This window comes from Streptomyces dryopteridis (assembly GCF_049606955.1).
In the GTDB taxonomy this organism is placed as follows: Bacteria; Actinomycetota; Actinomycetes; order Streptomycetales; family Streptomycetaceae; genus Streptomyces.
On sequence record NZ_CP187113.1, the window covers coordinates 1,740,578 to 1,755,786 of the forward strand.

Here is a 15,209-nt window from a genome sequence, read left to right on the forward strand (position 1 = left end):
TGCGCCGGGCCGCGGCGTTTTCGGGCCCGCGCGTGCCCCGTCGCGCCCGCGCGCCCCCTTGATGGCTCCGCACCCCCATGGGAATCTGAGAATCCTCCGCTTGTGCGCTTGTGAATCCGTTCTCGTTGCCCTCGCGGCACGGGCCCGGGCCATCGGCCGCATCCGTCCGGCGGAGGCTCGCACGCCCTGGAGGTGGCATTCCATGCTCGTCCGCGACGCCATGAGCACCGTGATCCTGACCCTCGGACCCGCGCACACCCTTCGCCAGGCGGCCTCGCTGATGTCCGGCCGTCGGATCGGCGCCGCCGTCGTCCTCGACCCCGAGCACTTCGGGGTGGGGATCCTCACCGAACGCGACATCCTCAACTCGCTCGGCGCCGGCCAGGACCCCGACCGGGAGACCGTCGGCGCCCACACCACCGGCAACGTGGTGTTCTGCAGCCCGCAGACCACCGTGCAGGACGCCGCCGAGGCCATGGCCCACGGCGGTTTCCGCCACCTGATCGTGCTGGAGGACGGCGGCCCGGTCGGCATCGTCTCCGTGCGCGACGTGATCCGCTGCTGGGCCCCGGCCCGCCGCCGCGCCGCCGCGACCGCGAGCGCCGCCTGACCCCACCCGTCCCCGGCCCCCGTCCCCGATCCGGACACGCCGACGGGCCGGCACCCCCGAGGGGGTACCGGCCCGTCGTGCCGCGACAAGCGGTCCGTCAGCCGCGCAGGGCCTGGACGGCGGCTTCCAGCCGCTTGCCGAAGTCGCCATCGGCCTGGCGGAAGTTGTTGATCGCCCGCTCGGCGATGTCGTCACGGGAGACTTTGGCGATGAAGCCGGCCAGGTTCTCGACCAGGCGGCTCTTCTCGTCCTCCGAGAACAGGCGGTAGAGGTTGCCCGCCTGCACGAAGTCGTTGTCCTCGGCGTGCACCGGGGCGGCCTGGTCGCCGGTCACACCGGTGACCTGCTGGCCGACCCACAGCGGACGGTCGGTCTGGTGGGGACCGCCGAAGCTGTTGGGCTCGTAGTTCTTCGCACCGGCGTGGCGGCCGTCGTACAGGAAGCCGTCGCGCGAGTTGGTGCGCGCCTCGGTGGCCTTGGGACGGTTCACCGGCAGGTGGTCGGCGTTGATGCCGACGCGGTAGCGGTGCGCGTCGCCGTAGGCGAACAGGCGGCCCTGGAGCATCTTGTCCGGGGACGGACCGATGCCGGGCACGAAGTGCGCCGGGGAGAAGATGGACTGCTCGACCTCGGCGAAGACGTTCTCCGGGTTGCGGTTGAGCTCCAGCTTGCCGATCTCGATCGGCGGGTAGTCCTCGTGCGGCCACACCTTGGTGAGGTCGAACGGGTTGAAGCGGTAGTTCGCCGCGTCGGCCGCGGGCATGATCTGCACCTGCACGGTCCAGCTCGGGAAGTCCCCGCGCTCGATCGAGGTGCGCAGGTCGCGCTGGTGCGAGTCGGGGTCCTCACCGGCGAGCTGGTTGGCCTCGGCCTGGGTGAGGTTCTTGATGCCCTGGTCGGTCTTGAAGTGGTACTTGACCCAGAAGACCTCGCCGGCCTCGTTGTTCCACTGGAACGTGTGCGAGCCGTAGCCGTTCATGTGGCGGTAGGACGCCGGGATGCCGCGGTCGCCGAACAGCCAGGTCACCTGGTGGGTGGACTCGGGCGACAGACCCCAGAAGTCCCAGACGTTGTCCGCCTCCTGCGAGCCCGTGTACGGGTCGCGCTTCTGGGTGTGGATGAAGTCGGGGAACTTGATGGCGTCCTTGATGAAGAACACCGGGGTGTTGTTGCCGACGAGGTCGTAGTTGCCCTCTTCGGTGTAGAACTTCAGCGCCCAGCCGCGCGGGTCACGACGCGCGTCGGCGCCGCCGAGGCTGTCGGCCACGGTGGAGAACCGCAGGAAGGTCTCGGTCTGCTTGCCGACCTCGGAGAGGAACTTGGCCCGCGTGTACTGCGTCACGTCGGCCGTGACGGTGAAGGTGCCGTAGGCGCCGGCGCCGCGCGCGTGGACCACGCGCTCCGGGATGCGCTCGCGGTTGAAGTGCGCGAGCTTCTCCAGCAGGAGCTGGTCCTGGACCAGAACGGGGCCGTTGACGCCGGCCGTCTCGCTGTTCTGGTTGTCGGCGACCGGAGCCCCGGCCTCCGTGGTGAGCGGTCCCTGCGTCGTCACTTGCGCCTCCTGCGAAGTTCTCTGCACGCCCTGTCCTTGGCGTTTGCCGTAACCGATCCTACAATGGACATTGTCCAAGTCAAGCAAGCATCCAAATCCACAATGGTTCGGGATCTTGACAGACCACGGATCCATACCCCTTCGCTGTTAGGCTGGAGCCATGAGTGACCTGCTGGAACGACTCCGCGGACGCGGCTGGCGCATGACCGCGCAGCGACGCGTCGTGGCCGAAGTGCTCGACGGTGACCACGTGCACCTGACGGCGGACGAGGTCCACGCCCGCGCGGTGACCAGGCTGCCCGAGATCTCTCGGGCCACGGTCTACAACACCTTGGGCGAGCTCGTGACCCTCGGCGAGGTCCTGGAGGTCTCGACCGACCGCCGCGCCAAGCGCTACGACCCCAACGCCCACCGGCCGCACCAGCACCTGGTCTGCGCCCGCTGCGGCGCGATCCGGGACGTCCACCCCTCCGGCAACCCCCTGGCGGACCTGCCCCTCGCCGAACGCTTCGGCTTCACCGTCGAAGGCGTCGAGGTCACCTACCGGGGCGTCTGCCCCGACTGCGCCACGGCCTGAACCGGCGCGGCACCGCGACACCCGAAGGGCCCCGCGCCGCGGCGCGGGGCCCTTCGCCGTCCCCACACCCACCCGGACCGGAACCCGCACCGGGCCCGAACACGCCGAAGGCCCGGAACTCGATGAGTTCCGGGCCTTCGGTTTCAGTAGCGGGGACAGGATTTGAACCTGCGACCTCTGGGTTATGAGCCCAGCGAGCTACCGAGCTGCTCCACCCCGCGTCGGTAAACCCGACTCTACGCGAGTCATCCCGCCGGGGGCAAATCCATTGCCGACCGCCCCCGCGCGCCCCGCCTCGGGCCGTCTCAGGCCGACAGTTCCTCGGCCAGCGCGTCCCGCAACCGGCCGGCCCGCTCGGCCACCTCCGCCGGCCCCAGCTCCATCGCCCGCACGCACCACTTCTGCCCCTCGGACAGGTCCCCGTGCCGCGCCGCCAGCAGGGCGAGCCGCAGCGCGGCCCGGCCGTGCCCGGCCACCGCCGCCCGGGTCCACCACAGCGCCGCCTCCGGCTCGCTGCCCTCCCGGGCCAACAGCAGGCCCAGGTTGAAGGCCCCGTTGCGCGAACCGGCCTCGGCGGCCTCCCGGTACCAACGCGCCGCGACCCCGAGCTCCCCCCGTCCGGCCGCGAGCATCCCGACCCGGACCTGCGCCCGCCGGTGCCCCAGCTCGGCGGCCCGTTCGTACCACTCCTCGCTCTCCGTGCGCGGCCCGCCCATCGGCTCGCCGAGGGTCGGCGGCTCCGGCGGCGGGGCCAGCGACTCCAGCAGCGAGGCCAGCCGGAACGCGGCCTCGGCGCTGCCGCCGCCCGCCGCGCACCGCAGGTGCCGCTCGGCGGCCCGCTCCTCGCCGTCGCGCACGAGCGCGATGCCGACCTGGAGGGCCGCGTCGGTGTGCCCGGCGGCGGCGGCCCGCTCGTACCAGCGCAGTGCCTCGCGGTCCTCGTCCCGGCCCGCGTGCAGGATCCCGAGGTTGAAGGCCGCGTCCACGCTGCCCGCCTCGGCGGCCTTGGAGAACCACGGCTCGGCGCCGGCCGCGTCCCCGCCCTGGAGCAGCAGGATCGCGAGCGCGTTGGCGGCCTCCCGGTGCCCGGCGTACGCGGCCCGGCGGTACCACTGCTCGGCCTGCGCCGTCCGCTCCTGCGAGGCGCACAACAGGGCCAGGTTGTAGGCCCCGTTCTGGTCCCCGGCGTCCATCGCGACCCGGTACCAGCGCTCGGCGGTCTCGGTCTCCCCGCGCGCCGCGTGCAGGGCGCCCAGCGCGTTCGCCGCGTTCCCGTCCCCCTCGCGGGCCGCGCGGTGCCACCACACGGCCGCGGTCTCCTCGTCCCCGGCGTCGCGCAGCAGGAAGCCCAGGGCGCACGCGGCCCGCGACTCGCCCTGCTTGGCGGAGGTCAGGTACCAGCGGCCGGCCTCCTTCAGCTCTCCGCGCGCCTCCAGCAGGGTGCCCAGGTGCAGGGCGGCCCGCCGGTGGCCGCGCGCGGCGGCCTGCCGGTACCACTGCTCGGCCTCGGCCGGCCGGCGCCGGCGCACCAGTCGGGCGAGCCGGTACGCGGCCTCGCGGTGCCCCTGTTCGGCGGCCATCCGCAGCCAGGGCTCGGCGCCCTTCTCGCCCCGGTGCTCGATCAGGTCGGCGAGCCCGTACGCGCCGAGCGCGTGCCCGGACTCGGCCGCCAGCCGCAGCCAGTACTCGGCGGCCGGCTCGTCCCCGCGTTCACGGAAGTGCCGACCGAGGGCGTGCGCGGCGGGCGCGGATCCGGCCACGGCGGCCACCCGCCACCAACCGGCCGCCTCGTCCGGGCAGCCGCGCTGGTGCAGCAGGACGCCGAGGTTGTTCGCGGCGGCCCGGTCCCCCTCGGCGGTGGCCCCGCGCAGGTACGGTTCGGCCCCGTCGAGGTCGCCCCGGCGCAGCAGCAGGGCCCCGAGCACGCTCATGGCCCCCGGGTCGCCCCGGTCGGCGGCGGGCCGGTGACGGGCCTCCAGCTCGGCGTCACCGCTGGGTTCGGCCACGAGGTCGGCCTCGGCGGGGTCCAGGGGGACGGCGGTGTCGTCGGGGGCGCCGGCGGGCGCGGGGATCCGCGGGGCGGGGGGCGCGTATCGGCCGGCGCCGCGGGCGGCGGCGGAGGCGCCGGCCTGACCGCGGGCGGTGCCGGAGGTGGTCGGCCCGGCCGGGGCGGGAACCCTCGGCGGGGCCTGGACGGGGGTGCGGGACAAGCCGGATCCGACGACCGGGACGCCCCGGTCGACGTGTCCGCCGGCCCTCGCCTCCGCCCTCACAATCCGCCCTGTCTCCAGCAGAGTTGCCCTGTCCCCCATGAATCCCATCGTCGCATCACCTGCTACCCGCGTACACCTGCTCTGTCGCAGCCAGTGAGGGCCTCACAACGTTTTGTCGACATGCCCACAGAGAGACAAGTCAAACACGCTGCGCCCCCAACTCACCCGCCTCGGTGACCGCGTGTCCCGCAGGAGATGTTTCACACCTCTTGTGACGCGTACGACAAAGGCCCGGATCCAAGGATCCGGGCCTTTGTCTGCTAGTAGCGGGGACAGGATTTGAACCTGCGACCTCTGGGTTATGAGCCCAGCGAGCTACCGAGCTGCTCCACCCCGCGTCGGTAGGACCACAGTAGCACGGGGCTCGGACCACATCCGAATCGCTTTCCCCGCAGGCCCCACCCGCGCGGGGCGGGCGGGACCGGCGGGGTCGGCGAGGTGGACGTGCGGGAGGTCGCTCAGCCGCTCGGCGCGGGTGACGGCGAACCCGAGCCGCTCGGGTTCGGGCTCGGCGGCGGACTGGTCGCGGCGCCCGGCTTCAGCTTGCCCTCGGCCTCCACGGCCCGCTTCAGCGCGGCGGCCAGGTCCTCCTGGGCCTTGCCGTACGCGGCCCAGTCACCGGCCTTCAGCGCCTTGTCGGCCGCCTCGACCGCCTTCTGGGCGTCGCCCAGGGCCGCCTTGACCGTCGGGTCCTGGGTGCCCGGGTTGGTGGTGCCCGTGCCCGGCGGGGTGGTCGGCGTCTCCGGCGTGGTCGGGGTGGTCGGGGCCTCGGCCCCGAAGACCACGTTCAGCGCCTTCTCCAGGGTGTCCTCGAAGGCCGTCTGCCCGCCGTAGGTGACGAGCACCTTGCGCAGCAGCGGGTACTTCAGGCCGGCGCTGCGGACGTAGACCGGCTCCACGTAGAGCATGCCGTCGTCCAAGGGGACCGTGAGCAGGTTGCCGTACTCGACCTCGGAGTCGCCGCCGCGCAGCAGGCGGATGGACTCGGCGATCTTCGGTTCGGAGTTGAACTTGCTCTGCACCTGCTTGGGGCCGTCGACCGGACGGCTCGTCGGCAGTTTCAGGATCCGGATCTTGCCGTAGTCGGAGGTCCCCGGATCGGCGTTCACCGCCATGTAGGCGCTGAGGTTGTCGCGGCCGTTCGGGGTGAAGGTGGTCGTCAGCGAGAAGACCTGGTCCTTCTCCTTCTGGCCCGGCATCTTCAGCGACAGGTAGTACGGCGGGACGGCCGTGCCCGGCTTGGCGGTCGGGTCGTCCGGCACCTGCCACGCCTCGGAACCGCTGAGGAAGGTCTGCGGGTCGGTGACGTGGTAGCGGGTCAGCAGCTCGCGCTGGACCTTGAAGAGGTCCTGCGGGTAGCGCAGGTGGTCCATGAGCGGCTTGGAGATCTCGCTCTTGGGCTTGACCGTGCCCGGGAACGCCTTCATCCAGGTCTTGAGGACCGGGTCCTGGGTGTCCCACTGGTACAGGCTGACCGTGCCGTCGTAGGCGTCCACGGTCGCCTTGACGGAGTTGCGGATGTAGTTGACCTGGTTCTCCTGGGTCACCACGGCGCGCTGGCTGTTGGTCAGCGAGTCGGTGGTGGAGTCGCCCAGGGTGGTGCGGGAGGCGTACGGGTAGCCGTTGCTCGTGGTGTACGCGTCCACGATCCACACCACGCGCTTGCCGACGACCGCCGGGTAGGGGGCGCCGTCGATGGTCAGCCACGGGGCGACCGACTCCACGCGCTCCTTCGGGGTGCGGTTGTACAGGATCCGCGAGCCCTCGCCGATGGCCCCCGAGTACAGGATCTGGGGCTCGCTGAAGGTCAGCGCGTACGCGGCGCGGTTGATCGGGTTGTCGAGGTTGACCCCGCTCTTGCCCTCGTAGCTGGTCTCCTTCTCCCCGCTGTCGTCGGAGTAGTCCAGCTCCTTCTGCGGGCCGCCGACGATCGAGTACTGCGTGGTCTGCTCGCCGTAGTAGATCCGCTGCTGGAAGGACTTGTCGTCGCCGAACTGGCCCTTCGAGGGCAGGTCCGACTGGGTGAACTCCGGGGCGCCCTCGGCGGTGGCCGTGGTGCCCTTCGCGGCGACCACGCCGTAGCCGTGGGTGTAGCGGAAGTGGTCGTTGATCCAGTTGTTCTTCGGGATGCCCTTGATGTTCAGCTCGCGCAGGCCGATCACCGTGTCCTGGCCGTTGTACCGGTCCACCGCGAGGGTGGACGGGAACGCGTAGTAGCCCTTGACCTGCTGGAGCTGCTGGAAGGCCGGGGAGACGATGTTCGGGTCCAGGAGACGGACGCTCGCCGTGCTGGACGCGGCCTCGCGGAGCTTGGTCTTGTCCTCCGTGCCGGAGACGCCCGCGTAGTCCTTCACGTCCGAGTTCGCGATGCCGTAGGCGTCACGGGTGGCGTCGATGTTCTTCTCGACGTACGGCGATTCCTTGGCCTGCTCGTTCGGCTGGACCTGGAACTTCTGCACGATCGCCGGGTACAGCCCGCCGATCAGGACCGCCGACAGCACCATCAGGCCGAAGCCGATGACGGGCAGCTGCCAGGTGCGGCGCCACAGGGTCGCGAAGAACAGCACGGCGCAGATGGCCGCGATGCAGAACAGGATGGTCTTCGCCGGCAGGTACGCGTTGGCGTCCACGTACCGCAGACCGGTCCAGTTGTCGGCGGCCTTGAAGTCGCTGGACTTCACGGCCAGCCCGTACCGGTCCAGCCAGTACGCGACGGCCTTCAGGGCCACGAACAGCCCGAGCAGCACCGACAGGTGCCCGGTGGCGGCGGCCGTGGCGCGCGCGCCGGGGGTGCTCAGGCGCAGCCCGCCGTACAGGTAGTGCACGAGGGCGGCGGCGATCACCGAGAGCACGACGGCGGCGAAGCCGAAGCCGAGCAGGAACCGGTACCAGGGCAGGTCGAAGGTGTAGAAGGAGACGTCCAGCCCGAACTGCGGGTCCTTGGTGCCGAACGGCACCCCGTTGACCCACATGAGCCAGGTCTTCCACTGACCGGCGGCCGAGGCGCCCGCGATCAGGCCCACCAGCACCGCGATCGCCAGGAGCAGCCACTTCTTGAAGGGCGCGACGCCCATCCGGTAGCGGTCCAGGCTCTGCTGTTCGGCGGACATCGCCGACAGCGGCGGTCGCAGCCGGTGCGCCAGCCAGATGTTGAAGCCGACGGCCAGGGCCATCAGCAGGCCGAACACGACGAACAGGACGACCCTGGTCCACAGGGTGGTGGTGAAGACGGTCGAGTACTTCACCGAACGGAACCAGAGCCAGTCCGTCCAGAAGCCCGCGAACATGATGAAGATCATGCCGAGGACGGCCAGTACGCCCAGGGTCATGAGCAGGGTGCGGGCCCGCCGGGACGGGCGGCCGACTCTGATCCGTGAAGGCCCGGAGGGGCCTCCGCCGCGGTCCGGCATCTGGAAAGCCAAGGTGCGCACCTCGAAAGTCGCTGTGTGGTCAAGCGGGCCCCCGATCGTAGGGCCCACTGATGCAACTTACTGAGCCTTTGCTCAGTTCCCGGTATCCCCCCTGAAGGAGGCAGGATGTTTCCCATGTCCAATGTCTCCTCCCCCTCCGGCACCCCGATGGCGGCGAGCCCGCTGACCCGCGCGTGCCTCGAAATCGACGAGTACGCCGCCACCCTCGGCTGGGACGCCCCGGCCCGGCTGTTCGCGCTCGTCGACACGGCCCGGCTGCGCTCCACCGAACCCCGCCTCGCGACCCAGCTCGGCCTCGACCAAGACGACACCGGCAAGAACCAGCTCACCCCCATCGAGCAGGACGAGCTGCCGGCCGGCGCGGCCCTCGACAAGTTCCTCGGCACGATCGCCTGGCCCGACGCCGTGGTGGGCTGCGCCCTGACCGTGGAGCGGCTCATGCTGCCCCCGTCGGCCGAGGCGCAGGTCCCGACGGGCCTGTCCGACAAGAAGCTCGCGGCCTGGGTGGCCCAGCACCCGGAGCGGCAGGAGGTGCGGCTGACCGTGGCGGTGCTGCGGGACGGCTCGCGCGAGTCGGCGGTGCGGCTGCGCGAGAAGGACAGCGCGAACGACGTGCTGACCGGCGCCGGGCTGGTCCCGGGGCTGGCCGACGCGCTGGCGGCGACCTTCTCCTGACCCGACGCTCGGGTGCGCGCACGGGGCGGGCCCCGGACCGGTGCGGTCCGGGGCCCGCCCCGTACGTGTGTCGCCCCTCGGGGGCCCGGCTCAGCCGGCCGAGCAGCGGGGCAGGCCGTCGGTCTTGCCGGAGCGGATCCTCTCCAGCGCGCCCGTCGCGTCCTTGATGGTGCCGATCTTCACGAGGGTGAGGCCGGCGGGGGTGTCGCGGGAGGCCGCGGCGCAGTTGTCGGCGGGGGTGAGGAAGTACTGGGCGCCGGCCTCGCGGGCGGCGATCGTCTTCATCTGGATGCCGCCGATCGGGCCCACCTTGCCGGCGTCGTCGATGGTGCCGGTGCCGGCGATGAACCGGCCGCCCGTCAGATCGGTGGGGGTGAGCTTGTCGACGATGCCGAGCGCGAACATCAGGCCGGCGCTGGGGCCGCCCACCTCGTCGAGCTTGATGTCGACGGGGAAGGGGAAGGTGTGGTCGGTGCCGGCGCGGATCCCGACGATGGCGTGCCCGTCGTCGGGGGCCTTGGCGGTGGTGACGGTGATCTTCTGCTCGACCGTGGGGGCCTTGCCGGCCTTCTCGGCGGCGGCGGCGTCCTTGGCGGGCACGATCGTGAAGACGACCTTCTCCCCCGCCTTGTGCCGGGTCACCAGCTTCGACACGTCCTCGGGGGCGTTCACCGGGGACCCGTCCACCGCCTTGATCACGTCACCGGCGTGCAGCAGCCCCTCGGACGGGCTCGCCTTGACCACGGCGGCGACCACGACCCGGGTGGGCACCGTGATGCCGACCTCACGCAGGGCGGCGACCTTCGCGCTCTCCTGGGACTGGCTGAATTCCTCGGCGTTCTCCTGCTCCGACTGCTCGTCGGTCTTGCCACCCGGGTAGAGGTTCTCGTGCGGGACGACGATACTGTCGCCGGACAGCCACCCGATCAGCGCCTTCGGCAGGCTCATGTCGTAGTCGGCGCCGGTGACGCGGACGGTGGTCATGTTGAGGTGACCGGTCGTCGGGTACGTCTTGTGGCCGGAGATCTGGAGCACCGGCTCGCCGTGCGCCTCGCCCAGGGTGTTGAACGTGGGGCCCGGGCTCATCTGGGAGTAGGGCACCTTGAGGAAGAAGCCCGCGCACAACAACGCGAAGAGGACCAGGGTCGAGGCGAGCATCGTCGCGGTGCGGCGTGGCATGGAACGACAGTACGGGACCCGCCTGTGAAGCGACTCCCGGGGCCGTCCGAACGATGGCCCGCCCCCGAACGGCCGCACGCGGCACGGACGCGGGAAGGCCCCGACCCGCCCGGGGTGGGGGCGGGTCGGGGCCTTCGGAGCCGGTGGCCCGGTCGGGGCTCGGGTCTCGGTCAGACGCGTTCGCGGGCCGGCTCGGGGGCGTGCTCGGGGCCGATGGCCGGGGGCACCGGGTCGGCGGGCGCGGTGCGGGCGGCGGGCGGGAGCGCGGCGGGGGTCTCGGGGGCGACGGCGTGGTGCTCGGGGTCGACGAGCCGTACGGGGGTGAGCGTGGCCGGTCGCAGGGTGCGGGCCTCGGCGCGGGCGGCGGCGACGGCACGGTCGATGCCGGCGGCGCGGGCCAGTCGGGCGAGTCCCTCGGTGCGGCGGGTCCATTCGGCGGCCTGGCGGGCGGCGCCCCGGCCGGGGGCGGCGCGCCGGGCGGCGAGGGCCGCGCGCAGCGGGCGGGTGAGGCGGGCGAGGGGGGTGGCGCGCGGGGCGGCGGGTCCGGCCGGGGTCGCGGGGGTGTCCTCGCGGTCCATCGCGGCGCGGAAACGGGCGTAGCCGGCGAGTTCCGATATGTCGCCGGAGGTGCGGTCGCGCGCCGCCCAGCTGCCCCATATCGCGGCTCCGATCGCCGCGAAGAGCGGAATCAGGAGCCAAGCCAGTGCCGCCATGTGAGCCTCCCTGCCCCGAGTGACCGGCCGTTGGTGGCTTCAACGCTGGGTCCGGGCGGGGGGTTACGCAAATCGAGGGCGTGTTGGGGAGGCGAACGGGTGACCGGTGCGTCCGGACGGGTGTCGCGGGGGGCCGTCCGGGTCCCGGGGAGGGGTCCGGACGGTCGCGTCCGTTCGGGCCGGCGCGGGCGGGGTCAGCAGGCGCCGACCCACTCCTCGGTGCCGTCGGAGAACATCTGGTGCTTCCAGATGGGGACCTCGTGCTTGAGGTCGTCGATGAGCATCCGGCATGCCTCGAACGCCTCGCCGCGGTGCGGGCAGGAGACGGCGACCACGACGGCGAGGTCGCCGACGCTCAGGTCGCCGATCCGGTGGACGGCGGCCAGCGCGCGGACCGGGTACTTCTCCACGACCCGCTCGGCGACGCGCCGCATCTCGGCGAGGGCCGTGGGGTGGCAGGAGTAGCCGAGGGAGTCCACGTCGGCGCCGCCGTCGTGGTTGCGGACGGTGCCGACGAAGAGGGTGGTGCCCCCGGTGGCGTCGTCGCCGACGGCGCGGAAGACCTCGTCGAGGGAGAGCGGGGTCTCGCGGATGTCGAGCAGACGGATCGGGTCGTTCGCGGCCTGCTCGCCGGGGTGGTCGTAGTGCGCTGCCATGTCGTCCATCGTGCACCAGTTCCCGGCCGGCGCGTCAATCCGCGATTCCGCCGGGGCGCCCCGCCCGGGTTGGGAGCCTCCTACAGGCGGGGCGCGCCCCGCCTCACAGGCCGCGGCGGCGGCGGGCGGCGCGGACGACGGCGGCGGCGCCCAAGAGGGCGACGGTGGCCCCGGCGGCGCCGGCGGCCGTGGCGTCCTTGCGGCCCAGTCGGCGGCCGGCGACGGTGTGGCGGCCGGACACCTCCTGGAGGAGTTCGGCGAGGACCTCCTCGTTGGTCCGGCGGGGGCGCCAGCCGGCGGCGTAGAGGCGGCTGACGCTGACCACCCACGGGTGCATGGTGTAGGCCAGGTCGCCGGCCGGGGACGGGGTGAGGCCGATCCGGTGCAGGCGGGCTGCGGCGCCGAGGGCGACGGCGGAGGGCAGCTCCATGCGGCGGATGCCGCTCAGCTCCTCGACCTCCTCCTGTTCGAGCCAGCCCTCGCAGCCGACCGCGAACTCGCCGTCGACCTTCTCCAGGGCGGCGTACTCCAGGGCCGTGACCAGGTCGTCGACGTGGCAGAACTGCCAGGTGGGGCGGGAGCCGGCGACGACGAGGAGACGCGGGGACTCGAAATAGCGGGTGAGGGCGGTGTCGGTGCCGCCGACGAGGATCGCGGGGCGCACGACGGTGACGTTGAGGCCGGGGTGGGCGCGGGGGGCGCGGCGGCCGAGGCGTTCGATCTCCAGCAGGTCGCCGACGCCGGTGGCCTCGGCGGTGGCGCGCAGCTCGGAGTCCTCGGAGAGCGGGATGTCGTTGTCGGGGAGGGCCCCGTAGACCATGGCGGAGGTGCACAGGACCACGCGGCGCACGCCGGCGGCGGCGGAGGCGGTGAGGACGGTCTGGGTGCCGCGCACGTTGTAGGCGGTGCGGGCGGCCGGGTCGGTCTCCAGGTCGAGGTCGACGGCGAGGTGCACGACGACGTCGACGCCCCGGAGCCGCTCGGCGATGGCGGGGTCGCGCACGTCGAGGACGTGCCACTGGACGTCGGTGCGTTCGCCCCGGCGTTCGTCCACGGCGACGAGCTGCTTGATCTCGTCGGATTCGGCGAGCCGGGCGAGGAGGGCGGCGCCGATGCCGCCGGCGGCGCCGGTCACGGCGATGACGGGCCCGCGGGCGCCCGGGTTTCGCGACCGGCGAACGGCGTCGGCGGGGGCCTGCTCGGCGGCGCCCTCGTGGGGGCCGTCGGCGTCGTCGGCGGCACGGACCTGCGGATCTGGGGAACTCACCAGGCGTCTCCAGCGGTTGTCTTCAGTGGGTGCCGCGCTGTGACGCGTACCCACCAGGTACCTCCCATCCTGCCGCAGCCCGGAGGCCGGCGGAGCACCGAGCCCGGAAGCGGGCGGGGTGTCTACGCTTGGGGTTGTTGTCGGACCATTTCCCGTCGGCTTGACGCCGGCGGCCCTACCGAGCCGAGGAAACCCGTGAGTGACATGCCATTCGGATTCGGCCTTCCGCCGGAGGAGCCGGAGGACGGCGACGAGGGCAGGAAGAAGGGCGGGCAGGGCGGCGGCGCCGGAAACCCCTTCGGGTTCGGCCCCGGGGCCGGCGGCGACAATCCCTTCGCCGCGATGTTCGGCGCCATGAACCCCAACGATCTGGGTGCGGCCTTCCAGCAGCTCGGGCAGATGCTCAGCTACGAGGGCGGCCCGGTGAACTGGGACATGGCCAAGGACATCGCCCGCAAGACCGTCGCGCAGGGCACGGCCGACGGGGTCAAGGACAGCAGCGTGGGCCCGGCCGAGAAGGCCGCGGTCGAGGAGGCCGTGCGGCTGGCGGACCACTGGCTGGACGGCGTGACCTCCCTGCCGTCGGGCGCGGCGGGCGCGGTGGCGTGGAGCCGGGCCGAGTGGGTGGAGGCGACCCTTCCGGTGTGGAAGGAACTCGTGGACCCGGTGGCCGAGCGGGTCGGCGCGGCCATGGGCGGGGTGCTGCCCGAGGAGATGCAGGCCATGGCGGGCCCGCTGCTGGGCATGATGCGCTCGATGGGCGGCGCCATGTTCGGTCAGCAGATCGGGCAGGCCGTGGGCACGCTGGCGGGCGAGGTCGTCGGGTCGACGGACATCGGTCTGCCGCTGGGCCCCTCGGGGCGGGCGGCGCTGCTGCCGCTGAACGTGGAGGCGTTCGGCAAGGACCTGGGGGTGCCCTCGGACGAGGTGCGCCTGTACCTGGCGCTGCGCGAGGCGGCGCACCAGCGGCTGTTCGCGCACGTGCCGTGGCTGCGTTCGCACCTGTTCGGCGCGGTCGAGGGCTACGCGCGGGGCATCAAGGTCGACACCTCCAAGCTGGAGGACGTGATGGGTCAGCTCGACCCGTCCAACCCCGAGCAGCTTCAGGACGCGCTCCAGCAGGGCATGTTCCAGCCGGAGGACACCCCGGAGCAGAAGGCGGCGCTGGCCCGGCTGGAGACGGCGCTCGCGCTGGTCGAGGGCTGGGTGGACGCGGTCGTGCACGAGGCCGCGAAGCCGCGTCTGACCTCGGCGGACGCGCTGCGCGAGACGCTGCGCCGGCGGCGGGCCTCGGGCGGTCCGGCGGAGCAGACCTTCGCGACGCTGATCGGTCTGGAGCTGCGTCCGCGCCGGCTGCGGGACGCGTCCCGGCTGTGGGCCTCGCTGACCGACGCGCGGGGCGTGGACGGCCGGGACGGGCTGTGGGAGCACCCGGACATGCTGCCGACGGCCTCGGACCTGGACGACCCGGACGGGTTCGTGCACCGCGAGCACCTGGACTTCTCGGAGCTGGACAAGATGCTCGGGGAGGCCGCGCGCGGCGAGGGCGACGCGGGCAAGGACGACGAGGGCAAGGGCGACGGCGCGAAGTGAGCGGAACCCTGCACGAGGCCGTCGTCCGCACCCTCACGGCGTACGACGGCGGTGGTGACGCGGAGCAGCTAGCGCTGCGCGAGGTCTACCTGAAGCACCTGGCGGCGGAGCCGGACGGGGTGTGGAAGCGGTGCGAGGCCGGGCACGTGACCGGCAGCGCGCTGGTGATCGACCCGGTGAACGAGCGGGTGCTGCTGACCTTGCACCGCAAGCTCGGCCTGTGGTTGCAGATGGGCGGCCACTGCGAGCCGCAGGACACGACCCCGGAGGAGGCGGCGCTGCGGGAGGCCGTCGAGGAGTCCGGGATCGCGTCGGGGCTGGAGCTGGTGGCCGGGGGCCCGGTGCGGCTGGACCGGCACCCGATCCCGGCGCCGTGCAACTGGCACCTGGACGTGCAGTACGCGGTGACGGCCCCGCCGGGGGCGGTGGCCGAGATCAGCGAGGAGTCCCTGGACCTGTGCTGGTACGGGTACGAGGAGGTCGCCTCGGTGGCGGACACCTCGGTGGTGCGGCTGCTGGCGGCGACCCGCGAGCGGCTGGCCGCGACGGAGCGCTGAACCGGCGCGCCTCGGGCGCGGCGGGTGACGGCCCGGACGGACGGGACACGCGGTGCGCGTGTGGCGTCCGTCCGGGCCGTCGCGCGTGCGGGCGGCGGCGTCCGGGCGACCGGCGGCGTGCGCGCG

General features: G+C 72.8%; 12 protein-coding genes and 2 tRNA genes. 5 read left to right on the top strand and 9 right to left on the bottom strand.

The annotated features are described in order from the left end of the window. Nucleotides 1-202 precede the first annotated feature (202 nt). Nucleotides 203-610 carry a cyclic nucleotide-binding/CBS domain-containing protein gene (locus ACN20G_RS07055; RefSeq protein WP_424211866.1) on the top strand — a complete coding sequence of 136 codons (408 nt, stop codon included), beginning with the start codon at nt 203-205 and terminating at the stop codon, nt 608-610. A gap of 97 nt (nt 611-707) precedes the next feature. Here ACN20G_RS07055 and ACN20G_RS07060 read toward each other — a convergent pair whose 3' ends face one another. Next, nucleotides 708-2,189 (bottom strand): catalase, encoded by a 1,482-nt coding sequence (locus tag ACN20G_RS07060; RefSeq protein WP_424211867.1) that lies wholly within the window; start codon nt 2,187-2,189, stop codon nt 708-710. A gap of 133 nt (nt 2,190-2,322) precedes the next feature. Between ACN20G_RS07060 and ACN20G_RS07065 the strand changes: the two genes are divergently transcribed. Further along, nucleotides 2,323-2,739 (top strand): Fur family transcriptional regulator, encoded by a 417-nt coding sequence (locus ACN20G_RS07065; RefSeq protein ID WP_424211868.1) that lies wholly within the window; start codon nt 2,323-2,325, stop codon nt 2,737-2,739. A gap of 147 nt (nt 2,740-2,886) precedes the next feature. Here ACN20G_RS07065 and ACN20G_RS07070 read toward each other — a convergent pair. The 4 genes from ACN20G_RS07070 to ACN20G_RS07085 all read right to left on the bottom strand — a co-directional run bounded on the left by ACN20G_RS07070 (nt 2,887) and on the right by ACN20G_RS07085 (nt 8,422). After that, nucleotides 2,887-2,960: transfer RNA gene (locus ACN20G_RS07070), tRNA-Met, on the bottom strand. Nucleotides 2,961-3,044: 84 nt separating this feature from the next. Continuing rightward, on the bottom strand, nt 3,045-5,060 hold the full coding sequence (locus ACN20G_RS07075) for a sel1 repeat family protein (protein ID WP_424211869.1): 2,016 nt from the start codon (nt 5,058-5,060) through the stop codon (nt 3,045-3,047). A 216-nt stretch (nt 5,061-5,276) separates the two neighbouring features. Beyond that, a tRNA-Met gene (locus ACN20G_RS07080) sits at nt 5,277-5,350 on the bottom strand. A 120-nt stretch (nt 5,351-5,470) separates the two neighbouring features. Next, nucleotides 5,471-8,422, bottom strand: coding sequence for a UPF0182 family protein (locus ACN20G_RS07085; RefSeq protein WP_424215405.1), 2,952 nt, complete (start codon nt 8,420-8,422; stop codon nt 5,471-5,473). A 126-nt stretch (nt 8,423-8,548) separates the two neighbouring features. On the opposite strand from ACN20G_RS07085, the gene ACN20G_RS07090 reads away from it, so the two are divergent. Then, nucleotides 8,549-9,118: a PPA1309 family protein gene (locus ACN20G_RS07090; protein WP_424211870.1), complete on the top strand. Its 570-nt coding sequence runs from the start codon at nt 8,549-8,551 to the stop codon at nt 9,116-9,118. Nucleotides 9,119-9,208: 90 nt separating this feature from the next. Here ACN20G_RS07090 and ACN20G_RS07095 read toward each other — a convergent pair whose 3' ends face one another. The 4 genes from ACN20G_RS07095 to ACN20G_RS07110 form a co-directional block, all read right to left on the bottom strand. Continuing rightward, nucleotides 9,209-10,297 carry a YlbL family protein gene (locus ACN20G_RS07095; protein WP_424211871.1) on the bottom strand — a complete coding sequence of 363 codons (1,089 nt, stop codon included), beginning with the start codon at nt 10,295-10,297 and terminating at the stop codon, nt 9,209-9,211. Between the two features lie 170 nt (nt 10,298-10,467). Continuing rightward, on the bottom strand, nt 10,468-11,010 hold the full coding sequence (locus ACN20G_RS07100; RefSeq protein ID WP_424211872.1) for a hypothetical protein: 543 nt from the start codon (nt 11,008-11,010) through the stop codon (nt 10,468-10,470). A 194-nt stretch (nt 11,011-11,204) separates the two neighbouring features. Continuing rightward, nucleotides 11,205-11,666: a molybdenum cofactor biosynthesis protein MoaE gene (locus ACN20G_RS07105; RefSeq protein ID WP_424211873.1), complete on the bottom strand. Its 462-nt coding sequence runs from the start codon at nt 11,664-11,666 to the stop codon at nt 11,205-11,207. 103 nt (nt 11,667-11,769) lie between these two features. Continuing rightward, entirely contained in the window at nt 11,770-12,933 is a 1,164-nt protein-coding gene (locus ACN20G_RS07110) for an SDR family oxidoreductase (protein ID WP_424211874.1), read from the bottom strand. Nucleotides 12,934-13,128: 195 nt separating this feature from the next. Between ACN20G_RS07110 and ACN20G_RS07115 the strand changes: the two genes are divergently transcribed. Then, entirely contained in the window at nt 13,129-14,526 is a 1,398-nt protein-coding gene (locus ACN20G_RS07115) for a zinc-dependent metalloprotease (RefSeq protein ID WP_424211875.1), read from the top strand. Beyond that, nucleotides 14,523-15,083: an NUDIX hydrolase gene (locus ACN20G_RS07120; protein ID WP_424211876.1), complete on the top strand. Its 561-nt coding sequence runs from the start codon at nt 14,523-14,525 to the stop codon at nt 15,081-15,083. Before ACN20G_RS07115 ends, ACN20G_RS07120 begins: the two co-directional genes overlap by 4 nt. The last annotated feature ends 126 nt before the right edge of the window (nt 15,084-15,209 follow it).